This is a genomic window from Spongiivirga sp. MCCC 1A20706, assembly GCF_046524175.1.
In the GTDB taxonomy this organism is placed as follows: Bacteria; Bacteroidota; Bacteroidia; order Flavobacteriales; family Flavobacteriaceae; genus Spongiivirga.
Map to the genome: position 1 here is coordinate 33,752 of NZ_JBEFZF010000010.1, position 23,481 is coordinate 57,232.

The 23,481-nt window shown below is 35.3% G+C and carries 18 protein-coding genes; 3 read left to right on the forward strand and 15 right to left on the reverse strand.

Annotated features, from left to right (window positions below; translation table 11 throughout):
- From ABN763_RS18090 to ABN763_RS18150, 13 genes are all read right to left on the reverse strand, one after another.
- Positions 1-2,277 (reverse strand): hypothetical protein, encoded by a 2,277-nt coding sequence (locus ABN763_RS18090; protein ID WP_410486911.1) that lies wholly within the window; start codon positions 2,275-2,277, stop codon positions 1-3.
- A gap of 74 nt (positions 2,278-2,351) precedes the next feature.
- Complete coding sequence (locus ABN763_RS18095; RefSeq protein ID WP_410486912.1) at positions 2,352-3,122, reverse strand: transporter; 771 nt, start codon at positions 3,120-3,122, stop codon at positions 2,352-2,354.
- Between the two features lie 103 nt (positions 3,123-3,225).
- On the reverse strand, positions 3,226-5,421 hold the full coding sequence (locus tag ABN763_RS18100) for a M12 family metallopeptidase (protein WP_410486913.1): 2,196 nt from the start codon (positions 5,419-5,421) through the stop codon (positions 3,226-3,228).
- Between the two features lie 182 nt (positions 5,422-5,603).
- The gene (locus tag ABN763_RS18105; protein WP_410486914.1) at positions 5,604-8,084 is read right to left on the reverse strand and encodes a ribonucleoside-diphosphate reductase subunit alpha; all 2,481 of its coding nucleotides are present in this window, start codon (positions 8,082-8,084) and stop codon (positions 5,604-5,606) included.
- 148 nt (positions 8,085-8,232) lie between these two features.
- Positions 8,233-9,213 carry a ribonucleotide-diphosphate reductase subunit beta gene (locus tag ABN763_RS18110; protein WP_410486915.1) on the reverse strand — a complete coding sequence of 327 codons (981 nt, stop codon included), beginning with the start codon at positions 9,211-9,213 and terminating at the stop codon, positions 8,233-8,235.
- 347 nt (positions 9,214-9,560) lie between these two features.
- Positions 9,561-10,304 carry a hypothetical protein gene (locus ABN763_RS18115; RefSeq protein WP_410486916.1) on the reverse strand — a complete coding sequence of 248 codons (744 nt, stop codon included), beginning with the start codon at positions 10,302-10,304 and terminating at the stop codon, positions 9,561-9,563.
- Between the two features lie 12 nt (positions 10,305-10,316).
- Complete coding sequence (locus tag ABN763_RS18120; RefSeq protein WP_410486917.1) at positions 10,317-10,835, reverse strand: hypothetical protein; 519 nt, start codon at positions 10,833-10,835, stop codon at positions 10,317-10,319.
- 28 nt (positions 10,836-10,863) lie between these two features.
- Positions 10,864-11,916, reverse strand: coding sequence for a hypothetical protein (locus ABN763_RS18125; RefSeq protein ID WP_410486918.1), 1,053 nt, complete (start codon positions 11,914-11,916; stop codon positions 10,864-10,866).
- Between the two features lie 152 nt (positions 11,917-12,068).
- On the reverse strand, positions 12,069-12,434 hold the full coding sequence (locus ABN763_RS18130) for a DUF4870 domain-containing protein (RefSeq protein WP_410486919.1): 366 nt from the start codon (positions 12,432-12,434) through the stop codon (positions 12,069-12,071).
- Position 12,435: 1 nt separating this feature from the next.
- Positions 12,436-12,981: a hypothetical protein gene (locus tag ABN763_RS18135; RefSeq protein WP_410486920.1), complete on the reverse strand. Its 546-nt coding sequence runs from the start codon at positions 12,979-12,981 to the stop codon at positions 12,436-12,438.
- A 10-nt stretch (positions 12,982-12,991) separates the two neighbouring features.
- Complete coding sequence (locus ABN763_RS18140) at positions 12,992-13,615, reverse strand: hypothetical protein (RefSeq protein ID WP_410486921.1); 624 nt, start codon at positions 13,613-13,615, stop codon at positions 12,992-12,994.
- Positions 13,616-13,634: 19 nt separating this feature from the next.
- Positions 13,635-14,912, reverse strand: a complete 1,278-nt coding sequence (locus tag ABN763_RS18145) for a hemopexin repeat-containing protein (RefSeq protein ID WP_410486922.1) — start codon at positions 14,910-14,912, stop codon at positions 13,635-13,637.
- A gap of 29 nt (positions 14,913-14,941) precedes the next feature.
- Positions 14,942-15,802: a DUF4412 domain-containing protein gene (locus tag ABN763_RS18150; protein WP_410486923.1), complete on the reverse strand. Its 861-nt coding sequence runs from the start codon at positions 15,800-15,802 to the stop codon at positions 14,942-14,944.
- Between the two features lie 78 nt (positions 15,803-15,880).
- Here ABN763_RS18150 and ABN763_RS18155 point away from each other — a divergent pair, with 78 nt between their 5' ends.
- The 3 genes from ABN763_RS18155 (at position 15,881) to ABN763_RS18165 (ending at position 17,495) form a co-directional block, all read left to right on the forward strand.
- Positions 15,881-16,423 carry an RNA polymerase sigma factor gene (locus ABN763_RS18155; RefSeq protein ID WP_410486924.1) on the forward strand — a complete coding sequence of 181 codons (543 nt, stop codon included), beginning with the start codon at positions 15,881-15,883 and terminating at the stop codon, positions 16,421-16,423.
- 8 nt (positions 16,424-16,431) lie between these two features.
- Positions 16,432-17,154, forward strand: coding sequence for a hypothetical protein (locus ABN763_RS18160; RefSeq protein WP_410486925.1), 723 nt, complete (start codon positions 16,432-16,434; stop codon positions 17,152-17,154).
- A gap of 149 nt (positions 17,155-17,303) precedes the next feature.
- A complete protein-coding gene (locus ABN763_RS18165; RefSeq protein ID WP_410486926.1) occupies positions 17,304-17,495 on the forward strand; it encodes a hypothetical protein in 192 nt (63 codons plus the stop codon).
- Positions 17,496-17,503: 8 nt separating this feature from the next.
- Here ABN763_RS18165 and ABN763_RS18170 read toward each other — a convergent pair whose 3' ends face one another.
- On the reverse strand, positions 17,504-20,638 hold the full coding sequence (locus tag ABN763_RS18170) for a CHAT domain-containing protein (protein WP_410486927.1): 3,135 nt from the start codon (positions 20,636-20,638) through the stop codon (positions 17,504-17,506).
- Positions 20,639-20,650: 12 nt separating this feature from the next.
- A complete protein-coding gene (locus ABN763_RS18175) occupies positions 20,651-23,473 on the reverse strand; it encodes a CHAT domain-containing protein (protein WP_410486928.1) in 2,823 nt (940 codons plus the stop codon).
- Positions 23,474-23,481: the final 8 nt, after the last annotated feature.

Here is a 23,481-nt window from a genome sequence, read left to right on the forward strand (position 1 = left end):
CTAGTTTTTCTTACTTGCCAAAGCAGTTATTAACCATATCATTCCAAGTAATAGGAAAATTAAACCAAAAGGATCATCAAAACCACGTAGGCCTGCTCGAATAAAACCAAGTAATGCCATGACTAACGCACCTTTCCAACTGCCAAAAAAACCTCCTTTTTTAGTTTGAGCACTTAATTCAATCTGTCGTTTTGCCTGTTTTTCGTCTTGAACATAATCGGAACAATAGGTTTCAAAAGCTGGTCTTTCATTTGTGAGTGAGCAAAGAAGTCCTTCAGCACTCATGGTTCTATTGTTACATGTTTTACATAAAACCAATCGATCTTCTAATGAACTAAATGATTGTGATTTTAACTTATCTATCGATAAATTTTCAGCAATAAACGCTACCTGATTAAATGATGTCTCATAGGTGCCAATATATCGATACCTGGCAATGAAGATCATGATCAAGGTTGCGACCAATACTATATTCAACAATAACACTAATAGTGAAAGTGATATTCTTGAAATGCCTAGTTCAAAACCTCCAAAAAGCGTTGCAACTAATGAAATAGTTCCACCTAAAATTGCAAAAAGGTACCAGACTGCAATACCATAGCTCACAATCTCTAAAAACTTGGTGGTTTTAGAAAGCGGTGATTTATTTTTCAGTGCCGTATTAATGTTGTTAGCGTATACAACTACAACGGCTAAAACAAAAACGGATGCCAGCAAACGCAAGACATAACCATCGCGTACATAACTAAAACCAAAATCAGTCTTAGAAATTAGCAGGATTATTTTAATGCTTATCGCTATTATAAGTCCAATAAAAGCCATCTTCCAATATGACTTTTGTTTTTCAGTGAGTGTTTTAGGTTCAAATGGTTTGGCTATTTTCTTACCAAAATCAAGCGCAGAAATTGTTTGCTGTCCTTCTTCCCCAGAAAAATCATGATCATAGGTAAAAACATCAAAATGAAACACGGAAATCCATAATAAGGTGTAAATCATATTATAAATTAAAACTGCAGTTAACACACCGGAAGGGGCAAATGGAATAATCAACAGTAATAGTGCATTCAGACCAAACAGAATGGTCGCTGTACGTGAATATGCAAAATACAGTGCGAGTGCAACGATACTTAACACTCCAGAAATGAGTCCAACTACGATAGGATCAATATTAGAACCTCCTCGAATCAATCGCACTACTATACCCAGAATGATGATTATATAAAACACTACTTTAATCTGATCATTCTTAGTGCTATTTTTAAATAAGGCCGTGACCTTATCTATTTTATCACCTATACTTAGGTTTTCAGGAAGATTTACAAAAAACGTTATGTATAACCAGATAAAGAAATTAATGATCGGCAGGTTTATAAAAATAAACTTCCAGCCGGGTTTAATTCCTTTTGAAACGAAATATGAGGTTAAAAAATTTCTATAAATAAGCGAAAAGAAATATGCCGCAGTTATGATACTTACTACCCAAATATACAGTTGTATTTGATCATTCCCAGCGCCTATACCCCAACGTCTTTCTAATCGACTAATTAAAGAAAAAATAAGGGTAAGAATCACCATTCTCGATGTCCAGAAAACAACGCTAAACTCAAGGTTTGACAGATTCGATATTCTTAATTTTTTAAACTGAAATGCATTATTTTCAGCACTTAAAATCGCGTTATGTAAGTAAAAGAATGCTATAAACTGAGGGATAACCATCAGTTTATAAAACAACATTGGCATTGGTGCGATAAAGACCCCTCCTTCATCAAAAACAAAAAGTTTTCTAAAGGGACTGCTATATCTAAAAAGACCACTTATAAATTCATTAATTTCATAAGCATTGCCCATTGCAATACCGGCAATAATTAGGTATACTATAAAATACCAAAGTCCTTTCGCGTTTTTATGATAAACGAAACCAAAAACTAGAAACGGTATACTATAAATAATGGTATTTATAATGGCATAGGGGGTCAATCCCTTTGATAAATAAGGGATAAAGATGTCGGCCAGTCGTAATAAGGCAATCAGGACAATGGCTATAAAACCATATTCTGCGGCCTTTTTATTCGCCACATGTTCACGAATAAAGTACCAAAGTAAAAATGTCGGTGCGTACGAAATAATCCAGTTGGTAATTCTTACCAACTTGTGCTCATAGGTTAAATCGAATATTACCCTTAAGATAACATCAACTAACACATCAAATAACGCAATAGATAATAAGAGAAAAAACAACCACTTGATTGTAGTGGTTTGGGGCTTGTTTAGTAACATGATTTGGGGTTTAAATCGGCGCCAAATCTATTAAAAAAATACTAACAGCCTAATATTTACTCTTTAAACTGCAATTAACTACCGTTTTCACTCACAGTTCTACGCTTACTATTCACAGCAGTTAATTGCGTTTTTCTTTTTTCGGGAAGTGTCCATGCACAGCGAAGCAGGTAATATTCATTGTCAAGCGTTATCGAATTTCCATAAGATACGTCAAGTTGAAGCCCTTCTGAAAATGCATAGCTTAACCCAATATCTGCATTCAATAGTTCGCCGACATTAATCGTTTGAAAAACTTCTAGATATGTACTTAACTTATTTGTTAAACCTAGATTAGAAGCCAACGTATACGACCATTCTTCTTCATTATTAAAAGTTGTGGTATACGCTAGATTAACCCCTATAATTGCATTGCCCGAAAGTTGGTACGATGCCAGTGCAGCTAGACCGTATTGCATTTTGAATGCTTCATCAGCTAATTGATTTACAGGAAAGTTAACCGATGGCAGCACAGATGCTGTAAAAAGCGATTTTTTGTCTTGATAGAGTTGAAATTTAGCTCCTAGTGTAAGCTGATTTACATTTAATGCTTCACGCTCTTCAAAACTAAGCTGCTCATATTGGTTAGTAAGTTGAAGCTCGACCTTGGATGAGAGCCCGTATCGAAAAAGCATATTTAATGTGGTTACAATTTCATTTTCAAGTCGATTGTTTAAAGTAGATGCAAAACTTTCTACCTGAAAACTTGCCTGTTCATTGGTTGATGGAAATTCAGTTTGGTCCTGGGGAAAAACAGCTGTCGACATTGCTGACAGCAAAATAATGAGTTTGGTTTTTAATGGCATAGCGCTGGTGTTTGGCCATACCTACGAGGTTTTTTGTAATAGGGTTTGGTTTTGGTCAATTAAAGCCTACTAAAGACTTTAATTGACCGACCAATAATTGTATCTACTCTATCAAGATATTAAAAAGCACATAGGCTTTTATCCCTCTATCAAATCCTTCTAATTCAATATTTTCTCCTATCGATCCGATATAATTCTCATCTTTTCGAACACCATCTATATCTCCTAAAAAAATCTCACCACTTGCGGTATCTACAAAGAGTTCTATTTCCTTAATTCCCGGAAAAGGATTGATATCGACAGTTTCGTCAGTTCGTTCATTACGGGCTAATCCATCATCATCTCGAAGTTTTAGCCACACCTTTGCAAAGGGCTCGTTCCTTGCAATGGTATATCGAAACTCCCAATTAGGATAAATATCATTATCTCCTTCCTCTTTTGTTCCACTTTTAAAACGCTCAGTCGGATTTGTCCTTCCGCCGGGACGCCAATCCCAACCCGGTCCTGTTTCATTTTTCATGTAAAAATCAATGTCATGTTTTCTACCCCCATCACGATCATCTGACTGTACTCTTAAAATTGTTGTCTTTACAGTTCTAATGGATGTTACAGGTCGAGAAATTCCATCATAAAAATCAAAAGGATATATGGTATTAATACCATCTACGTCATAAGATGACAATCCTGAACCTGGAGTAACAGGATTCCCAGTTCTTGCATTGACAATGGTTGGTGAGCCATCTTTAGAAAAAGCATATCCTCCGTAATGCATGATCGAGTTCTCATCATAGGGGGTTACCTTATAACCGTCAGAGGCGTGTTTTTTAAAATTACTAGACGTGCCACTTTGAATATTATCCCATAAAATTCGAACATGTCGATCTCGATCGCTACGGCTTTGCTCATGCCAAGCACCAGCGGCATGCAATAACTCGTGAATCACTGTATTTCTTGATACATCTTGATTTAAACGTATCCGTTGAAAGATTCTACCACGCCCTACTTTACTTTTTCCCGCTGCATTCATATCACGATCTTTGATAAAACGAATATGGTTTTGCACTTTCCACTTTGGAACAATATTCAAATTAGTTCTCCTGTTTATTTCGTCAATCGCATCAAGGATTACCCTTGTCTCTGCATTGCTAAAATCACCACTTTTAATTAAATAAGGTATAATCCCTTTGTTCCAAAGCCAATTTCTATTAATTAAACCATCGCTTACTCTGGTTACTAAGGCACTTGTCGTACTAGAAACACCAGAAGATGGTCTGGTTGGCCTTATTTCTCCATATTGGCTAAAATTTCGTTTTTTAGGAAGCGGTTTTGGTGGCGGATCAACCACATTCCTTGCTGTTCCCAATACGATATCCCCTTGAAACATAGCGAGTCCTTTTTCTACATAATACGATATGTTTTCAGGTCTATTAAACATGGGCAGTGTTACGCGCTTTGTCAATATCGGAACTGGTCTAGGGTTATTCGTTGTATTGCTGCCAGTGGGCTCATTGGTGAGCACCACATTAAAACGAACCCCTCTTGGCATTTTCTTTCTGTTTTGATTAAAAATAGTCCAGTCTTTTCCATTTTTCCAGACTCCAATAGGGTTTGAATTATAGGTGCCTTTATAATTGGTATTGGCAAAAACAGTAGTACTTCGCGTATACTGCAAAGGCGATTTTATTTTAGAAATATGATTGGTAGTTCTCGTTTCCTGATAATTAAACCCATAAAGGTTTAGCTTCCCTATTTTATTATTTCCCTTTTTTAAAACCAGCACATTCATCTTTGTGTTTAGTGGCATTTTTTTACTTGTGTTTTCATTATATAATTTCCATTTTCCTTGCGAGTACCAAACACCAACGTTAGCGGTATTGTAAGCGCCATAGTTTTGTGTCACCAATACGATCTCATTGGGTTTACCATTGGTCAATCTATTATTTAAGGTTGTTATATGGCCTCTTGTGTTTGACGCGTTGGTTTTGTGTACAAAAGCTTGGTTGGAATTTTTTGGGAAGATCAACACATTAAAATGAGTGGTTAATGGCATTTTACTTCGGTCTTGATTGAAAATATGCCATTTATTGTTGCTGTACCAAACCCCGATTTCATGTGCGTTATACTTGCCAAATTCCTGGGTTACAATCAAAATAGCACCCGGTTTATTATTGGTTGCAGGATGATTAATGGTTGTGATGTGATTTCGTGTATTTATGGCAGTACTAGTATGATCAAATTTTATTTGACCCATAACACTACTAACCAAAAATAAGAGCGGAAAAATTATAAAGGTTTTCATAATGAGATTGTTTTTTATGTATCTCTTTATGAAGTTGCATCTAGAAGGTTAACATAAAAAAACCTCAGAAGCTTTAAGAGCTTTTGAGGTTTTAACCATAGTTGTTTTTGATAATATATCTATTAACCGCTACTACTTTGTCTAACATCTCATATCTAGCAGCGCAGCAGTCTCATATCTAATTAAGACCCACACATCTCGCAATCATCACCACCTTGTCCTTCTTTTGCTGCCTGGATGATTGCACGTAATTCTTCAGGACTCATTGGCTGTACTTCAGGAGCAGGCTCATCTACCTGTGCCTGTTTTTCTAAACCAATCGGTGTAGTTTGTACTGCAATTTCTTGTGCTGCCACTTCTTGTTTTACTTCAACAGCAATAGGCTCTTTTTTGGTCTCTTTTGCAACGGTAAACTTAATCGCATCTACGGCCGACTTAGTACGTAGGTAATACATTCCTGTTTTCAAGCCGCTTTTCCATGCATAAAAGTGCATTGAGGTCAATTTACCCATAGTCGCGCCTTCCATAAACAGATTTAGTGACTGTGATTGGTCAATAAAGTATCCTCTATGACGAGACATATCGATAATGTCTTTCATACTCAATTCCCAAACTGTTTTATACAACTCTTTAATGTCCGCCGGGATCACATCAATATTTTGAATCGAACCATTTGCTCGCATTAGTTCTTGTTTCACGTTCTCATTCCACAATCCTAAACCTACTAAGTCTTCTAATAAGTGCTTGTTCACCACAATAAACTCACCTGATAGTACACGTCGTGTGTAAATATTAGAGGTATATGGCTCAAAACATTCATTGTTTCCAAGAATTTGCGAGGTACTTGCTGTTGGCATTGGTGCTACCAATAATGAGTTTCGCACACCGTTTTTCTTCACTTCTTTGCGAAGCTTTGCCCAGTCCCATCGTCCACTTAATTCATCATCTTTAATACCCCAAAGATTGTACTGGAATTCTCCTTTAGACATTGGTGAACCTTCGTAGGTATCATAAGCACCTTCTGCTTCTGCCAATTCCATCGATGCGGTAACTGCAGCAAAGTATAATGTTTCGAATATTTCCTGATTTAAATTCTTCGCTTCATCACTTGTAAATGGCATACGAAGTTTGATGAAGGTATCTGCTAAGCCTTGAACCCCAAGCCCAATCGGACGGTGACGGAAATTAGAATTTTGTGCCTCGATTACCGGATAATAATTACGATCGATTACCTTATTCAGGTTCTTGGTTACTCTTTTTGTAATTCGGAATAACTCTTCATGATCGAACTCACCATTTTTCACAAACATTGGCAATGCAATACTTGCTAAATTACATACGGCCACCTCATCTGGAGAGGTATATTCTAAAATCTCAGTACACAGGTTCGAAGAGCGAATAGTACCCAAGTTTTTCTGGTTACTCTTGCGGTTTGCTGCATCTTTATACAGCATGTAAGGCGTGCCTGTTTCGATTTGAGATTCTAATATTTTTTCCCAAAGCTCACGGGCACGAATTGTTTTTCTGCCTTTTCCTTCTGCTTCGTACTTCGTATAAAGCGCTTCAAATTCTTCACTATGTGTATCAGGTAATCCCGGGCACTCGTTAGGACACATCAAGGTCCACTCTCCATCAGCATGAACGCGCTCCATAAATAAATCAGGAATCCACATGGCATAAAACAAATCGCGGGCGCGTAATTCTTCCGCTCCGTGATTCTTTTTCAAATCAAGGAAGCTCATAATATCAGCATGCCACGGTTCAATGTACATCGCAAAAGATCCTTTGCGTTTTCCTCCTCCTTGATCAACATAACGGGCAGTATCGTTAAATACTTTTAGCATCGGTACAATCCCGTTTGATGTACCATTTGTACCACCTATGTAGCTACCGGTTGCACGAATGTTATGAATAGCCAAACCTATACCACCTGCAGATTGTGATATTTTTGCAGTTTGCTTTAAAGTATCATAAATCCCATCGATACTATCTTCTTTCATTGTTAAAAGAAAACAAGAAGACATTTGTGGCTTTGGTGTCCCTGAATTGAATAATGTTGGTGTAGCGTGTGTAAAATACTTTTTAGACATCAACTCATAGGTCTCGATCGCCGCTTCGATATCGTCATGATGAATCCCTACGGAAACGCGCATTAGCATATGTTGCGGACGCTCGTGAATTTTCCCATTTACTTTTAATAAATAAGAACGCTCAAGTGTTTTGAATCCGAAGTAATCATACCCAAAATCACGATTATAGATAATGGTAGAGTCTAAGCGCTCGGCATTATCCATAATTACTTGATACACCTCATCACTTAAAAGTGGTGCTTTTTTACCTGTACGTGGATTGATATATTCATACAAATCGGTCATTACTTCAGAGAACGACTTCTTCGTGTTTTTATGTAAGTTAGAAACAGAGATACGTGCAGCTAAACGTGCATAATCAGGATGCGTTGTAGTCATGGTTGCCGCTACCTCAGCCGCCAAATTATCCAATTCAGACGTGGTTACGCCATCGTACAAACCTTCAATAACACGCATCGAAATTTTTACCGGATCGACCAATTCGTTCAGTCCATAACACAGTTTACGAACCCTTGCGGTGATCTTGTCGAACATGATTGGTTCTTTTCTGCCGTCTCTTTTTACTACATACATTTGCTACACTTTTTGTTGTTTAGTACTCAATTTGATAGGGAAATAGGCCAAAAAATTCCCTGGCCCAATGGGCTATTATTTAAAAATTACTTTATTAATGTTGTGCTATTCTTCTGTTTTATAGAAGAATAAAGAAAATTAGACTGGACTAAAAATCAGCGTCAAAACTTATTTTATCATCTTCCTTGTCTTTGCTAAGCACTCCTGCTTTTTGATATTCTGATACTCGTTTTTCAAAGAAGTTGGTTTTTCCTTGAAGCGAGATCATATCCATAAAGTCAAAAGGATTAGCAGTGCCATACTCATTTTCGCAACCTAGTTCACGAAGCAAACGGTCGGTTACAAACTCTAGATATTGTGTCATTAAGTTTGAATTCATTCCGATCAAACTCACCGGGAGTGACTCCGTAATAAATTCACGCTCAATATTTAAAGCATCAACGATAATTTCGCGAATGCGATCTTTTGGTACTTTATTCACCAAGTGGTTTTCATGCAAGTGCACCGCAAAATCACAGTGTACCCCTTCATCACGAGAAATCAGCTCATTCGAGAACGTTAATCCAGGCATCAAGCCACGTTTCTTTAACCAGAAAATAGAACAAAACGCTCCTGAAAAGAAAATTCCTTCTACCGCTGCAAATGCAATCAATCGCTCAGCAAAACTTGGCGATTCAATCCATTTTAATGCCCAATCCGCTTTCTTTTTGATAGCCGGGAAATTTTCTATGGCGTTGAATAACGTATCTTTTTCTTTTTCGTCTTTTACGTATGTATCGATTAGAAGTGAGTAGGTTTCGCTATGAATGTTTTCCATCATAATTTGAAAACCATAGAAGAATTTGGCTTCAGAATACTGAACTTCATTTACAAAGTTTTCAGCCAGGTTTTCATTTACAATCCCGTCACTCGCCGCAAAAAATGCTAAGATATGTTTGATAAAATAACGCTCATCGTCATTTAATTTTTCAGCCCAATCAGTTAGGTCTTGATGTAGGTCTATTTCTTCAGCTGTCCAAAAACTAGCTTCCGATTTTTTATACCACTCCCAAATATCGTGATGTTGAATAGGGAAGATCACAAATCGATCTTTGTTTTCTGCTAAAATGGGTTCGATGGCTGTTGACATTTTTCTTTTTCTTTACTCGTTTAAGGGATTTTTTTTCTAACTACTCGGGCTAACAAAGATTGAAAAATGTAAACGATTTTAAAAGTGGTACTTATTCACATTTGCATTGACTTTTTAACAGGATTACAGTATTTTCTTACAAAAATTAAAATCACAAAAAACAGTTATAATATTGATTATCAATTATTTATAAATGTTAAAATTCGCTCGCAAGTGATAAACACTAGGATTCTTAACATTCTCTTAATCTATGCTTAATATTGAATAGCTTTGAAAATTTACAAAAGAAACCAAAAAGAAAAGCACCCTGTACAAGGTGCTTTTTAATTCAATACAAAAACCTATTATTAATTCTCCCAACTCATCGGCTCATTCAATAACTTCATAATTTCAGTATCATTTTCAAATCGCTTATAAGGGTTTCCTTTAAGCATTTTAAATGGGTTATATCCCATTTTGATCATCACCTTATTTCTGTAGTCATTAACCATTCGTTGTATTCGATAACGACCTGCATCAGGATTCGCTTTCATATACTCAATAATCATCGGACTGATTTCCTTTCGGGCCTCAAAAGATTTAATCATGTCTTCGCGTGTCATTTCATCCATACCAGGAGCATTTTTTAACTGTTCAAAGCGTGCCGCATTTAAAAGTTGCATTGTTTGTAGTGCATTCCAAGGCTTTTCGGTCTCATTTTTATAGGTTTTTAAAAGAATCGCTTCGTCTTCACCTTGAACTACCGGAGTCACGTTTAAAACCGAACCGTTATTTGCAAGTTCAAACTTTGCTACTGTTTTTCGTTTCCAGCCCAACCTACTAATTAGGTAATGCTTGCCTTCTAGTTTCTTTATGTAACTGGTATCTACTTGCGGGGTGCTCGATTCGTTATTATAATCTTTTGTTGTAGCAATCCACATGTTGTCATTCAATACTGATTCTACCACCTGATAGTTGATATTGTAGGTAAACCATTTTCCTTGAATAGTTGCGATGCTATCTGGGACTGTTTTAATTGTGTTTTGTGCCTGACAACTTACCAATGAAAAGATGGTAATTGCTACTGCGAACATGTTATTCTTTATCTTCATTTTTTCTTGTTTTTATCGTGTTGGACGTCTTCTTAATATAAAATATACTTCTAAAGGTTCGATTTCTCCACTTACCCCTTTTGGAACAGCCATTAAAGAGATTTGATATTTTCCTGCTGGCATGGTACCAATGAAGTCTGGTTTTTCGTTTGAATCAATGCCGGCCAGCACTCCTATAAAATCAAAACTTTCGGCCCCTACTAACATTTCTCCAGGAAAATATGGAATTGGCTTTGAACGAACAATGCGTTCTACTAGTTTGCCGTCTTTCCGAACTTCGGTTACAAAATCGAAGAATATGATTGTTTCGCCATACATATTGGGCTTAACATCATCAGCCTTAAAATTGAACCCAAGTTGATATTTCCCTGTTTTAAACTCTTTAAACAGCTGTACTGCCGAATTAGTTTCAGCTTGAATTTCAAACTTACTTTTTCCATTTATTAGTAACTGTCCTGTTGCTTCTTGCGCAAAATTGACTGAGGTGCTAAGCAACAGTATTCCAATCATTAATAGTTGTAGGCTTTTCATTTTCGTTTTCTTTTTTGATTAGTTCTTTTTAATCTACTAGTTCGATTGTATAGTTAACGAATGCTGAAGAATGGGCTGTCCATAAACCAAAACCTTTTGAGTTTTTTGTAGTCCCCATAATTTGACCTTTTATAATACGTTTTCCGTTTACAGAGGTCAGATAGAGTGGTTCATAGCCTGTTCCCATATTTGATTTTTGAAGACTTCTTCCGCTCTCTATCACCCAATCATTAGCTTTTGAAAAACTACTAGATGATGCTTTACCTGTTAGATAATTCAACATGTTTTTTAGATTTAGTTTGTCATTTTCATGAATGACTCTGCCAACATCGTTCGAAACCTCATCAACAATCACCTGTAGTGCAAAATCAGCTGACGAATCTGTTATTCTTGTGGCCTTAGGGATTTCTAAAATTCCCGAATTATTAATATTCATTGTCCTTTTTTCCTTGACATGCAACTGCACCTGCTGATGATCGGAAACTCCTTTTTTTCTATGGACATGTAAAGCTGTCTGAGGACCGTATTTTTTAATCTGCTTTTCAATACGAGAATATCTTTTATTTGACATTCCTATTGATTTATTACTCAGTTTTAATGTAGGCACAAATTTTAATAGGTAGTCATCAGTTTTATCACGATCCCATGAAGTATTACATTTTATACTATTTAAAGTAATCTTCATTTTGTGTACTCCTGTATTGGCTGCGTTCACTCTTTTTACATAGCGTCGTTTAGATACGTAAGTGCCATTCCAATTTCCGGTTAACTTAGGTGTCCAACCCCATTTACCTACTAGTTTTTTACCTCTTTCGGTAAATCTAAAATATCCCTTCTTTTTTAGTTTTTTGTTGACAAACGTTCCTCTGTACATCTTTGCATTAGGATTATAAGTCCCGCTAAAAGTCCCATTGGCACTATGGTAAATACCGCTTAATCTATTGTTTCTTGAGTCGACAACAAGATCGATCTTTCCAAAATCGGTATTAAAGGTTGCTTTCGTTACCGTGTAGGTTGTTGTTTGTGCTTGTATCATTATTGTAACTAATAATAATACGATACTGAAGTATGCTCTTTTCATTGTTATAATATTTTAAGTTGTTTATGTTTAATACTTAGTGAGGTGCTTTAAATAACAGGTTAACATTTGGGTGCAGAAATTTTTGACAAAAAGTAAAAACCCTTACTCGTCAGTATCAAGCAAGGGTTTTCAAATCAGATAAATAAAACCAATCAACCAATGTTCTTAAGCCATTCTTCGTATTTTTTCCCTAGAATAGGCACCGGTTTCGTTTTCTCATTTATGGCATTTACCAATCCCATGATCCACATATATAAAAGGATGAAAATGCCTAGAATATTGATGATCCAACCAAGGATGGGAATAAGGCCAACTATGCCTAACGCTATTCCAGTAGCAGCCATTCCCAGCGATTGTTTAATGTGGTAGCTGGCAAATGCATCTTTTTTATCATTATTCATGACAAAAGCGATAATTAAACCGATAATGGTGATGTATGATATTACTGCTATGTTTTTACCTTCTTTATTTACCGCAGTATCTTTTGCAATAGGATTTATAGTTTTTGAAGTTTCCATATTATTTAATTTTTAAAGTGATGATTACTGGTAAAATAGCATACTTGCTTTCGAAGTTTATTTTCAAAAAGTAGATTTGCTCTTCTTCTGAAAAAAGGTCCCCTGGGAAAAACTGATCTCCTCCTGGAATGAATTGATCACCTCCAGGAATGAATTGATCACCTCCAGGAATTTCTATTCCTTCACACCTATCTTTTGATTGATATTGATACAAGTCATTGCTGTTTATTAAGGCTCCTTTAGACTGACAGTTCCAAATCACCTGAGTATTTTGTGTAATAAACCGATATACATCGCCTTCAGGCAGTTCGTCATCAATAAAGTTTTCAGCATCCCCTTTCAGTAATTCAAGCTGAACTTTAGTCAAAATCTCCTTTATCTCATATTTATCCTGATCCAGATAAATAAAATCCAGCGTGTTTTCTCCATTAAATCCGGTCTTCATTAGATTTTTAATAGTGAGCACATTTAACTTTAGGTCTTGTGCACCTAACGAAAAATTGCAGCATATCAATGCTAAAGTGATTAATCTTAGTATTGTTTTCATGTCATTGTTTTTAGGTGGCAGTTGTCGCCAATTTTTTAAGTTGAATTTTTTTAACCATCCCCCAAGTTTCTTCAGGAGTCATATCTGTGCCATCTACTTGTACCATGAAGCGCTTGTTATATAAAAAAGTGAGGGTGGTTGATGTTCTTTTTTTATTAAACGTTTGTCTTGCTTTTATTCCTCCAACCGTCACTGTTTTTTCGTGTTTATATTCATCCTCCATTTCCGAATCGATGTTGCCCAATAAACCATAACTGGGTATTAACACACTTCCAGTTGGTCCTGCACCATCAATAACTTGAACTTTAAGACGCTTTTTACTAGATTCATCTTTATAGGTCCCCTCAACGGAGTTGATTTTCATATAACCTGCCTGACCAACCTTAAAGCCGGCACGTTTTAAACCAGCTACCGATTCTGGCAACCATGTCTTTAGTTGCTCGTTACTAATCGGTGTCAACTTTTGCAAACGTTCAATTTCCGTTTGCACACTATTTGCGTCTTTCACAAAACTCGTAGTACTCGATACTCCTTGTTTTACCTGCTCGATTTTATTTTTGGTTTCTTCACTACAGGCAACACAGAAAAGTGTAATACCAAATGCGAATGCGATTAATTTATATCTTGTTTTCATGACTATTTTGTGTTTTGTTTTATTCAGAAAAGATGGCTTTGCTCACTCTTTTTCTAAAATCAATATTTGAGTTAAATGGAGAATATGTGTAAACGATGTCCTTCTTGTAAGCCACAATTTTAGAGGTTGGATATTTTTGATGAAAATGTGCTGCATCGATGAAATTTGGCAGCCCTTTAAAGCGGTTGGCTATATTTCCCATTTTTACCACTTTATTCTCTTTTACTGTAAACTCGTAGTATTGACTGCCTTTAAAAAAAATGACGCGATCTTTGTTGGCTGCTGCTGCATCAATGTTGGCAGGCACCCCTCTCCAGCCATCGCTGCCGATTCTTCCTGTTTTATCAATTTTGCGTGCTCTTGCATCATAACGATAATATTTAGACCCTTTAAAAAAGTAGTACTTGCGGTTTTTAGGGAAATATAGAGCCGCATCTGGTCTCGGAGGTGCTCCAACATATTTACTATAACCAATTTTATAAGCGGGTCCAGGCAGGCTTTTTCTTAACGTTGGAAAAGGAATATTAAGTTGTGCATCAAAAAGACCAATAGGTATTTCGAAAGTGTCGATTAAACCTATTTTTATTGGTTTCACTTCCCCCCGATTCATATATTGTATTTCATCGCTATCAATCAATGTCGCATCTAATTGATTAAATAAGCCCTTCCAGCCATTGCGTCCAATAATTCCCTTTTTGTCAACCCCTTTGCCAAAAACCCATCTGTAGTAATGATCTCCTTTAAAGAAATAACCTTTACCATTAGGGTGTACAACTGCGCCATCTAAATTGCTTGGTAGTCCCTTCCATCCGTTTACACCAATCGTTGCGGTTTTTACAACTTTATCCTTATTAAAATCGAAAACAACATACTTATTTCCCTTAAAGAAGTAGGCTGATCCGTTTTTGGGATTTACAATGGCGGCATCTATAGGTCCATCTAATCCTTTCCATCCATCAACACCTATTATGCGTTTACCGCCTATGACACGTTGTTTGTTAAAGTCGTATCGATAATAGACGTTACCTACAAAAAGATACCCTAGTTTATTTTTTGGGTGAGTTATTGCAGCATCAATATCACCTCGTAGTCCATGCCATCCATTACGTCCGAGTTTTCCTCTATTATCAGTTTTGTTTGACTTGACATTGTATTCATAAAAGTAACTATCTACAAAAAAGTGTACATTTCCTTTTGGGTGTAAAACGACGGCATCAATAGTTTGAACATCCTTGTACGATGCCTGTGCATATAATTGTGACAGCAATGCAATTGCCATAAGGACTGTTTTTTTCATGATTTCTTTCTTTTAATTGTTTTGTTGAATTATTCCTGCCCTCCGTCAAGCTTAATAAATTCATAGTCGCTCACATTAATCGACATTGGTTCATTATCAAGCCCAATACAACTCATTTTTGCACTAAACTTTTTCTTCTTTTTGTGTACCATATTCATTTCCATAACAATACTACTATCAGCTTTCTCTAACCATTTAGGGTCAAAACCCTTTGGCATTTTTTTAGGTTGACCTCCATATACCTGATTAAAGCTTACAGGGGCATCCATCGCGACGTACATGGTCATTTTCATTTCTTTATTTTCCATTAAGAACCCTTGGCACTGATAACCTAAAATCTCTTTACTACCTATTTCTTTAAAACTGAACTCTTCAGCATCCATCATCTCGGCTTCTACAGCATCCGGATCAAACTTTTCATCTACGGACGTCGATACGATATGTCCAGATTTCATTCCATTGGCTTCCATAAAAATGGTCATCACATCAAGTCCCATATCCTGAACCATTAACATGTTTCCTGCCATAGCTTTTTTAGGTAGTACCGCTCTTGAACCAAAATATTTAGCATCTGGTTTTAGGTAGTATATAATATTAAAGCTGCCCTGTTTCGATTGCATTTTCAAGGTATACTTCCATTCAAAATCGTATGTCGTGGGAAGTATTGCAGGGTCCATGCTCATTTTGCTAAAATCAAAATCGAACATTTTGTCCATTCCTTTTCCTACTTTCTCTGCGGCAATCTCTTCTGTTTTTTGCATTACCGCTTCTTCAGCAGCTTGTTTTGCTCGCTCTTTTAGTTTTTTGAAAAATTGAGCTTCTGTTGTTTGAAACCCTCCTAAAAATGCCACTATAAGCAGTATGATTAGGTTTGTTGTCGTTCGTTTCATTGTAATTTGTTTTTATCCGTTTATCTTTAGTGAGCGGAATTTTTCAAGAGGTTAACATTTTCCTTAAAAAATTATCACATGGATAAAAAGGAGGTCGCCATCCTACGATCTGATGATCGTCTGGGTATTAAAGCTATTTACAATGCACATCGCGATGCCTTCCTTAACTTTGGCAAACGCTACAGTTTGGATCAAGATCAACTTGCAGATATATATCAAGAAGCATTTTTAGCCTTGAGAAAGCATGCCATAAGTGGACGATTAGATGTGGTAAAAAGCGGACTTAAAACCTATCTTTTTGGCATAGGGAAATACTTGATTTACGATCTTCTTAAAAAAGAAAACAAGCACACCGAATACGATAGTAATCTTCACTCAAATACTGATGATTATGAAGAAATACGTATTTCTGAGACTCCTGAACTTACAAAAGAACAACTACTGCTTCGTACCTACTTTAAAGAATTAGGAAAAAAATGTCGCCAGGTGTTAACCTTTTTCTACTATCGCGGACTAAGTATTGAAGAAATTGTAGAACAAGGAGGTTATGAGAATGCCAATACAGTAAAAGCTCAGAAATCCCGTTGTTTAAAAACCCTCAAACAACTTATTAAAGGTTAGCCTGAATTATGAAGAAAGATGAACTATTAGAAAAATACCTTCAGGATGCACTTACTAAAGATGAGCGTATCGAATTTGATGCGCTACTAGCTAATGATACTGAATTTAAAGAAGAGGTTGCATTTCACGATAATGTAAAGCGTGTTGCTGAAGAAGATCATGACGATGCCTTTAAAGCAATGTTGTCTGATTTTGAAGCAGAACATCAGCCTAAAAAAGTATTTAGATTGCAGCAATATTCAAAATGGTTAGTTGCCGCTTCTGTCATTTTAATCGCAGGGCTCACATATGTATTAACCCTGAGCAACCCCACTTCTCAAGAGCTGTTTGCTGCCAATTTTCAACCCTATGAAAATGTAGTACACCCTATTGTTCGAGGTATCGAAGAGCAAGATCAAAAAACGAAGGCTTTTATAGCCTATGAAACCGGAGATTATGAACTAGCGGTTTCATTATTTTCTGAGCTTTATGAAAAAGAAAAACAACCATATTATTTATTTTACAAAGCGAATGCGCTACTCAAGTTAGAAAAAGCGAATGAAGCGATCCCGCTGTTAAAAGAGCATTTGAAGACAAAAGATACCTTAAGTGAAAAATCAACTTGGTATTTAGCCTTGGCTTATCTTAAAATTGATGATAAAAATAATGCTCAACTCCTTTTAGAGGACATCATCAAATCAAAAAAATACAAAGCATCAGAGGCTGAAAAATTGTTAGGAAAATTTAAATAAAAGCCAAAATCTTACAATTATAAGGTATTAAACCTTGATTAATTGGGGCATAATAAACTTAGGAAAAATATTAAATATGAACTCTTAATTTAGTATATTTCAAAATATTCGTTAAGCACAAAGCCATGTATACTTATTTTTTCTATTTAATGAGTTTTTTAATTAGTCCAGAAACACCTTCAGATAATTATTCTTTAAAGGATAACTACCATAATGAAACCCAGTCTGCAAAAGTTTTTTCGCGAATACAATCAGAGCAGAATACCGAAAGTAATACTGTTACTACTAGACCTGTTACTAGAAATCCAGGAGCTTGCCCCGATGGCAGTTGCTCAAAGTAATAAATATACTAGGCATTGTCGTTGTTACTTTTTTTGTAAAACAAAAAAATAATGCCTGTTAGCGCCAACAAAATAGGCCCAAAAATCCAGTATTTTTTAGATTTTATTGGGGTATTGTCTCCACTAAAGACAAAACCAGCCCAATAATAGGGATGTCTTAATAACTCGTCTTGTGTATTCTTAATATAATCCAGTTTTGCATTTTGTAATGCAACATCCTTTGTATCACCATTTTTAAGATGCTGGTAAAAATAATGCATCAGCTTTGATGATTCTTTATCGGAAACTTTCCAGAGTGTCATTACAGTGCTCCCTACCCCAGCGTAGGTAAATGCCCTAGACATACTCATTACACCTTCTCCCTTTTTAAACTCACCTGTACCTGTATCACAAGCGCTTAAAACAGCTAGTTTGGCATTTAAATTCATTCCATAAATTTCATGCGCCGCTAAGGTATTATCATCCCCATCAGGTGTAAACAATAGTTTATTCGAAAGATGATTGACCTCATCTAATTTAGTATGCATTGCCAAATGTAAAATACCGCTTTGTTGAGCTGTATTAACAAAGCTCTTTTTGGTTGCTTGTTTACCTATATAGGCTTCTCCTTCTAATATCTCTTTTATTTGCAGTACTTCGCTTTTGTTATTAGGTAATTCATTAGATTGATACTGCGGTGCGTACCCTTTCCAATCATTAAATTCGTTTTTAAAGCTATTTTGCTCTACTAACAAGTTTACCGACCCCGCATAACTTATAGCATATTTTTCATATAAAGCACCATCTTTTCTTTCCAACATTTCAAAAGGTATGTTAACTAAGATACCATCACTAATAATTACCAATCGTTTAATTGATTTATCCAGTTTGGGAATCAGTTGCTTGTAGAGTTTTTTTGAACTGTCTTTTGTCGGTTTTCGATTAACAATTTCATCTTTTAATTTTAAAATATTGTTCCTTAATTGTTTTACATCGTCAAACGTGTAAAACAATACGTTATTTCTGGTAATAACCAACTGGTACCACTTTTCTTCTCCTAAATAGTACTCAATAAGTGCTTGATCTTTTGCCAAATAATCCTTTTGATAAAAACTAAAATCTTGCTGATCGCTTAGTATTTTCATGTTAGCATACAAAGGATATTTACCTTTTATAAGACTGTCGATACTATCTTTTTTTAAGTTCAATTGCAGCAATTTGTCTTCCAAATTTTGCAATGCAATACTATCTGGCTGGTTTTTCGAATTGAGATATACAATATTTTTAAATGTATTTTGTAGACTTTCATTTACTTGTTGCTCTTCTTTAATTATGTTTGCAGGCACTCCAGCTACTTTTTTTAACCTTACGTTTTGAAGTCCCTCTAAAAGAGCCGTATTTTTATTGATCTCCATAAGTTTAAACCCCATTTTCTTAGCTTCTTCATCCTCGGTTTTATTAACGAATTTAGAACATAACTCTATTGCAGAATCAACATACTGTTTCATCTTTCCATTATAAAAAACACGATTGTTTTGGTTAGAAAATCGATTTCTGTTTATGGTAAGCAATGTTAAAAAGTCTTCTAAAGATTGGTGAGCTACTTTCCAATTTAAATCTTCTATTTTATTTAAATACTGTATCTCTTGAGCCTTTAGTTTAAGCTGTAAGTCTGCTGTAGCTGAATACTTATCAAAATCATTACGAAGATTATTAATCATCATTTTACTTTTAGAAAACTTACCTAAATGGTTAAGTAAACGAATTTTACGAAGCGTATTATTCCATGTCTTGTACTTCGCTTTTGCAAACCGTCTTTTTAAGGTGTTTGAAAGACTATCTGCAAAATACAGAGCGCTACGATAATTTTTATTATTTTCTTGAAGAGTTGCTAATTCCTCATAGGATTGTAATAAATATAAATCCCGATTAATCTTCTTTGATATGCTTGCTGCTTTAGTAAAAAAGATCAGTGCTTCGTCTTTTTCTTCTTGATCAGCTGCAATACGACCCTTTTGCAAGTAGACCAGCACAGTCCATCGATGCTGTTCACCTACTAGTTTTTGAATTATTTGGTTAGCTTCATCCGCAATTGCCAGTGCCTTTTCTAAGTCTCCTTTTATACGGAAAACCTCGGCTTCAACAAGCAACGCTTGTGCCGTTCGTCCATCGTTGACACCTAAATACTTCTTGCCTTGTAGCACGGCTTTTTTGGCATATAATGCTGCTTTATTTAAGTCGTTTAAAGAAAGATAGGTCTCTGCTAAAGCTCGGTAATCTTCAGTTAAATATTCGTTTGTTTCACCAGCATGATTAATGTCGTTTTCAACGGCATCTAAAAAATAACGCTCTGCCTTATGGGCATTTCCCAGTCTTTCTTGAAATAAAAGACCTAAGTTATATGTTGAACTTGCTATTCCGCTATAATTAGGGAACTTTAATGATTTGTTTAGTTCAATAGCTTTGCTATTGTAATAAATAACGCTATCGGTATTTTCTAAGCCGTCATATGCAACCCCAATTAAGTTATGGACAACAGCGACATGTGATCGAAGGTTTTTTTCTTCATAAATTTTTAAAGCGTTTTTAAAGTGCTCAAGAGCCTTTTTGTAATTTGTAAAATTAATCTGATTCCTTCCATTACTCTCTTCAGATAAAGCAAGAATATAAGGATCTATTATTGTGTAGGATTTTATTTTATCTAAAGCCCCTGAAATTTCTTCATCAAAATATGTTCTTGCAATTTGTACTTTTAAGTAGGCGGTGTAGTGTAAAAAAGCTTGTTCAATAATTGGCTTCTTTAATGTATATTTTGCATAAAATGACTTGGCTATATCTAATTTTGATTGTGCATCACTCATTTTCTTTCTAAGTGCCAACATTTTTACCTGAAATACCAAGTTGTTCAAGTATAATTCAGGACTATGCTCTAAATGATTACTTTCCTGATCTTGTAATACATGAACTAAGGAATCAGTAGCTTTAAAATCTCCTTCATTTAAAATTCGATGATACTCAAATTCAATAGAATCAAGCAATTTTAACGACGTGCTCTGTCCCCAAAGGGCCATTTGGCACATAAAAACAAAAAAGATTATTATAAAAAACTTTTTTCTACTTGATTGAAACCAATGAGATACAAAAAGTATTCCTGTTTTTGACATAAATTTAATGTGTTATGCAAAATTTCGATAAATTATAATACCGGAAACACTTGCTAATAGAGCAAATACCCAAAGCCAATAGGTATTACTTGAAACCGGACTGGCATCTCCAATAACCTTAAACCCTGCCCAGTAGTAAGGGTGCTTTAATAAATCATCCGTTGTTGTTGCTAAATAATCTTGTTTTGCTTTTTGTAATGCAATGTCTTTAGCAGTACCTTTTTTAAGGTGGCCGTAATAAAAGTTCATTAACTGGCTAGTTGTTTTGTCGTTGTTTTTCCACATAGTAGTGGTCAGACTCTTGGCTCCGGCGTACATAAACCCACGTTCTATACTTAGTAGGCCTTCACCTTTTTGAAGTCTTCCTATTCCCGTTTGGCAGGCACTTAATGTGACCATATTTGCACTAATTGTTTGATTGTACAAATCTTTTACGTACAACTTATCTCCATTTTCTTTATCTGACGAAAATGCGAGATAAGAATAGTCAGGAAATTCATCATTTGCCGATGCATGGGTCGCTAAATGCAATAGTCCGTATTGGTTATTTGTTTGGGTAAAATTGGATAAGGTTGCTTTATTGCCGGACATAGTAGTTCCATCAAAATGAGATGCAACTAGGTCTATTTCATTTTTAGCAAACGGCAAATTATACAAACTAGCATCGTTAAAAGTTGGAGCAACTGCAAGCAATTTGTTTTTGACATTATTAACTCCATGTTGAAATGGGTTTATCATTAAAGTGGCTGAGCTAGCATAACGGACGCTATGATCGTTAATAACGTAACTCCAACCATTATCTATTTTGTTTAACACCCCAAACGGAATATAACTCAATACTCCATCTGGAATAATGATAAGATGGCTATCACTATTTTCATTTAGAATAGGCCTTAGGATCTTGCTGTAGATTTCATTACTTAACAATTGTAATTCAATATCACCATCTAAAGCAGGGGCTGCTATTTTTCTATAAAATTGTTCAATTTTTTTATTTAAGTCATTATTAAATGGAATCGCTTTTAAATCAACCTCTTTCTTAGATACCACCATTGCATATAAAACCGAATCTCCAATATGGTAGTTAATTAACTTTTCACTGCCGTTTAAAAAAGCCTTCGTGTCTTCGATTGATGCTGTTTTTGTATCATACTTTAGTTGATAGTATTTGGGATACTCTTTTTCAACAGAAGCTAAATAATGTATATAGCCGTTGTTCCATTTAAATAAGGAATCGTTAAGTGATTGTCTCTGCTCTATCTGGGCATCAAATAATTTCTTTTCATAAAAATTAATATTTGCCCTGTATTGCTTGCCAATATTTAGAATACTGTCGGGCACTTCTCCAAACTTGGTCGCCTCTGCAGCTTTAACCGTTTCTAGCAATAAAATACTTTTGCTTTTTTCCATTGCTAAAAAAGCAAGCTCCAGGTACTTTGTGTCCTTGCTCTTATTGAAATTTTTATGTGCTAATTCAATGATCTTGTGAAAAATAGGATATGTCTGATCAATCAAAAAGGTTTTATCAAGCTTACTTTCAAACTCGGTCTTTAACTTATCAAGTGTGTTGATAATTTGATAAGACACCTCATGTGTATATTCTTCCTGTTCGTTACTGAGATCAAGTATTGCTAGTTTTTCGCTTAAAACAGTTAACAATTGTCTTTTTGAAAAAGCTTCATCTATAGCAGGGTTTGAACTGATATCAAGATTTGAAAAGTTGGGAGTTGCATGTATTAAGGCTTGTTGAATATTTGTTAATGCTGTGGTATAATTCTCTTTTCTTTTTTCTAAAAGAGCAAGCTTTACATAAACATTGGCCATGTCTTCATGGGGAAGATTGTTTCGGTACGTTTGAAAAGCTTTTAATGCGCTGGTATAAAAGTTTTTAGATTGATTAAAATTCTCCTGTTCTAAATAGATATCACCATATAATAATTGAGCACTTCGATAAAAAGGATCATTTTCATCAACTAAAAAAGATTGCGATTCATTTAACGTATTCAAAGCGGCAACAACACTATCTTGTTTTAGCTGATTTTCAACAAGCTTTTGATAAACGGCATTCACACTGTTTTTTAGCGCATCATTTTTGTCAATGTGTTGAAGGTAGAATGTTAGACTCTCATGCAGTAACTCATTTGCTTTTTGGTAGTCGCCTTTATCATTATATAGTGCTGCCAGCAGTCTTTGATTTGCTGCAAGTTGGCTTTTACCGTCAATATCATCTCCATAAAAATCAGTAATTAATACCCCGGTTTTTAAGTAATATTGCTTTGCAAGGTCGTATTTATGTTGCCTATAATAAATGGCAGCTAGATAGTTATAAACGCTAATCGTATTTCCTATACTTTCTTTGGTATGATGTTTTATTGGGATTTGCTCATACGATTTTAAGAGACTTAGAAACTTGGGTTTTGCTCTTTCAAAGTCGCCTAATTTATAATAGTAATCGCCTTGATCAAGTGTAAATTGATCTTTCATTAATTGATAATCAACGATGCTTGTTTCAGCATTCTCGCTGTTTAAAATCGTCTCGACTTTTTGTAAACTGCTTTCAAACCTTGGTAAATCGTAGAAATATCCGCTAACGAAAATCAGATAATTATGTAATTGTAGTTCTGTATCAATATCTTTTAGTGAATCGTTAATTGCCAATGCCTGGTCAAAATAAAAATATGTACTGTCTTTGTTTACGTACATATAATCATAACCTTTATAAAAAAGCTCGGTTACTTTTTCAATTTGTGCATCTTTTGTTGAGTTATTAGTTTGAGAAAACACGTTAATCGTTAGCAACAATAACAGATATGATAGTAGTTGATCTTTAGACATAAGAAAAG

Excerpts from the sequence above, each read along its gene's own strand:
- ABN763_RS18115 (WP_410486916.1), bottom strand. The coding sequence starts at position 10,304 with ATGAAGATAAAGAATAACATGTTCGCAGTAGCAATTACCATCTTTTCA.
- ABN763_RS18150 (WP_410486923.1), bottom strand. The coding sequence starts at position 15,802 with ATGAAACGAACGACAACAAACCTAATCATACTGCTTATAGTGGCATTT.
- ABN763_RS18130 (WP_410486919.1), bottom strand. The coding sequence starts at position 12,434 with ATGGAAACTTCAAAAACTATAAATCCTATTGCAAAAGATACTGCGGTA.
- ABN763_RS18095 (WP_410486912.1), bottom strand. The coding sequence starts at position 3,122 with ATGCCATTAAAAACCAAACTCATTATTTTGCTGTCAGCAATGTCGACA.
- ABN763_RS18160 (WP_410486925.1), top strand. The coding sequence starts at position 16,432 with ATGAAGAAAGATGAACTATTAGAAAAATACCTTCAGGATGCACTTACT.
- ABN763_RS18145 (WP_410486922.1), bottom strand. The coding sequence starts at position 14,912 with ATGAAAAAAACAGTCCTTATGGCAATTGCATTGCTGTCACAATTATAT.
- ABN763_RS18155 (WP_410486924.1), top strand. The coding sequence starts at position 15,881 with ATGGATAAAAAGGAGGTCGCCATCCTACGATCTGATGATCGTCTGGGT.
- ABN763_RS18170 (WP_410486927.1), bottom strand. The coding sequence starts at position 20,638 with ATGTCAAAAACAGGAATACTTTTTGTATCTCATTGGTTTCAATCAAGT.
- ABN763_RS18105 (WP_410486914.1), bottom strand. The coding sequence starts at position 8,084 with ATGTATGTAGTAAAAAGAGACGGCAGAAAAGAACCAATCATGTTCGAC.
- ABN763_RS18110 (WP_410486915.1), bottom strand. The coding sequence starts at position 9,213 with ATGTCAACAGCCATCGAACCCATTTTAGCAGAAAACAAAGATCGATTT.
- ABN763_RS18120 (WP_410486917.1), bottom strand. The coding sequence starts at position 10,835 with ATGAAAAGCCTACAACTATTAATGATTGGAATACTGTTGCTTAGCACC.
- ABN763_RS18165 (WP_410486926.1), top strand. The coding sequence starts at position 17,304 with ATGAGTTTTTTAATTAGTCCAGAAACACCTTCAGATAATTATTCTTTA.
- ABN763_RS18125 (WP_410486918.1), bottom strand. The coding sequence starts at position 11,916 with ATGAAAAGAGCATACTTCAGTATCGTATTATTATTAGTTACAATAATG.
- ABN763_RS18100 (WP_410486913.1), bottom strand. The coding sequence starts at position 5,421 with ATGAAAACCTTTATAATTTTTCCGCTCTTATTTTTGGTTAGTAGTGTT.
- ABN763_RS18175 (WP_410486928.1), bottom strand. The coding sequence starts at position 23,473 with ATGTCTAAAGATCAACTACTATCATATCTGTTATTGTTGCTAACGATT.
- ABN763_RS18135 (WP_410486920.1), bottom strand. The coding sequence starts at position 12,981 with ATGAAAACAATACTAAGATTAATCACTTTAGCATTGATATGCTGCAAT.
- ABN763_RS18090 (WP_410486911.1), bottom strand. The coding sequence starts at position 2,277 with ATGTTACTAAACAAGCCCCAAACCACTACAATCAAGTGGTTGTTTTTT.
- ABN763_RS18140 (WP_410486921.1), bottom strand. The coding sequence starts at position 13,615 with ATGAAAACAAGATATAAATTAATCGCATTCGCATTTGGTATTACACTT.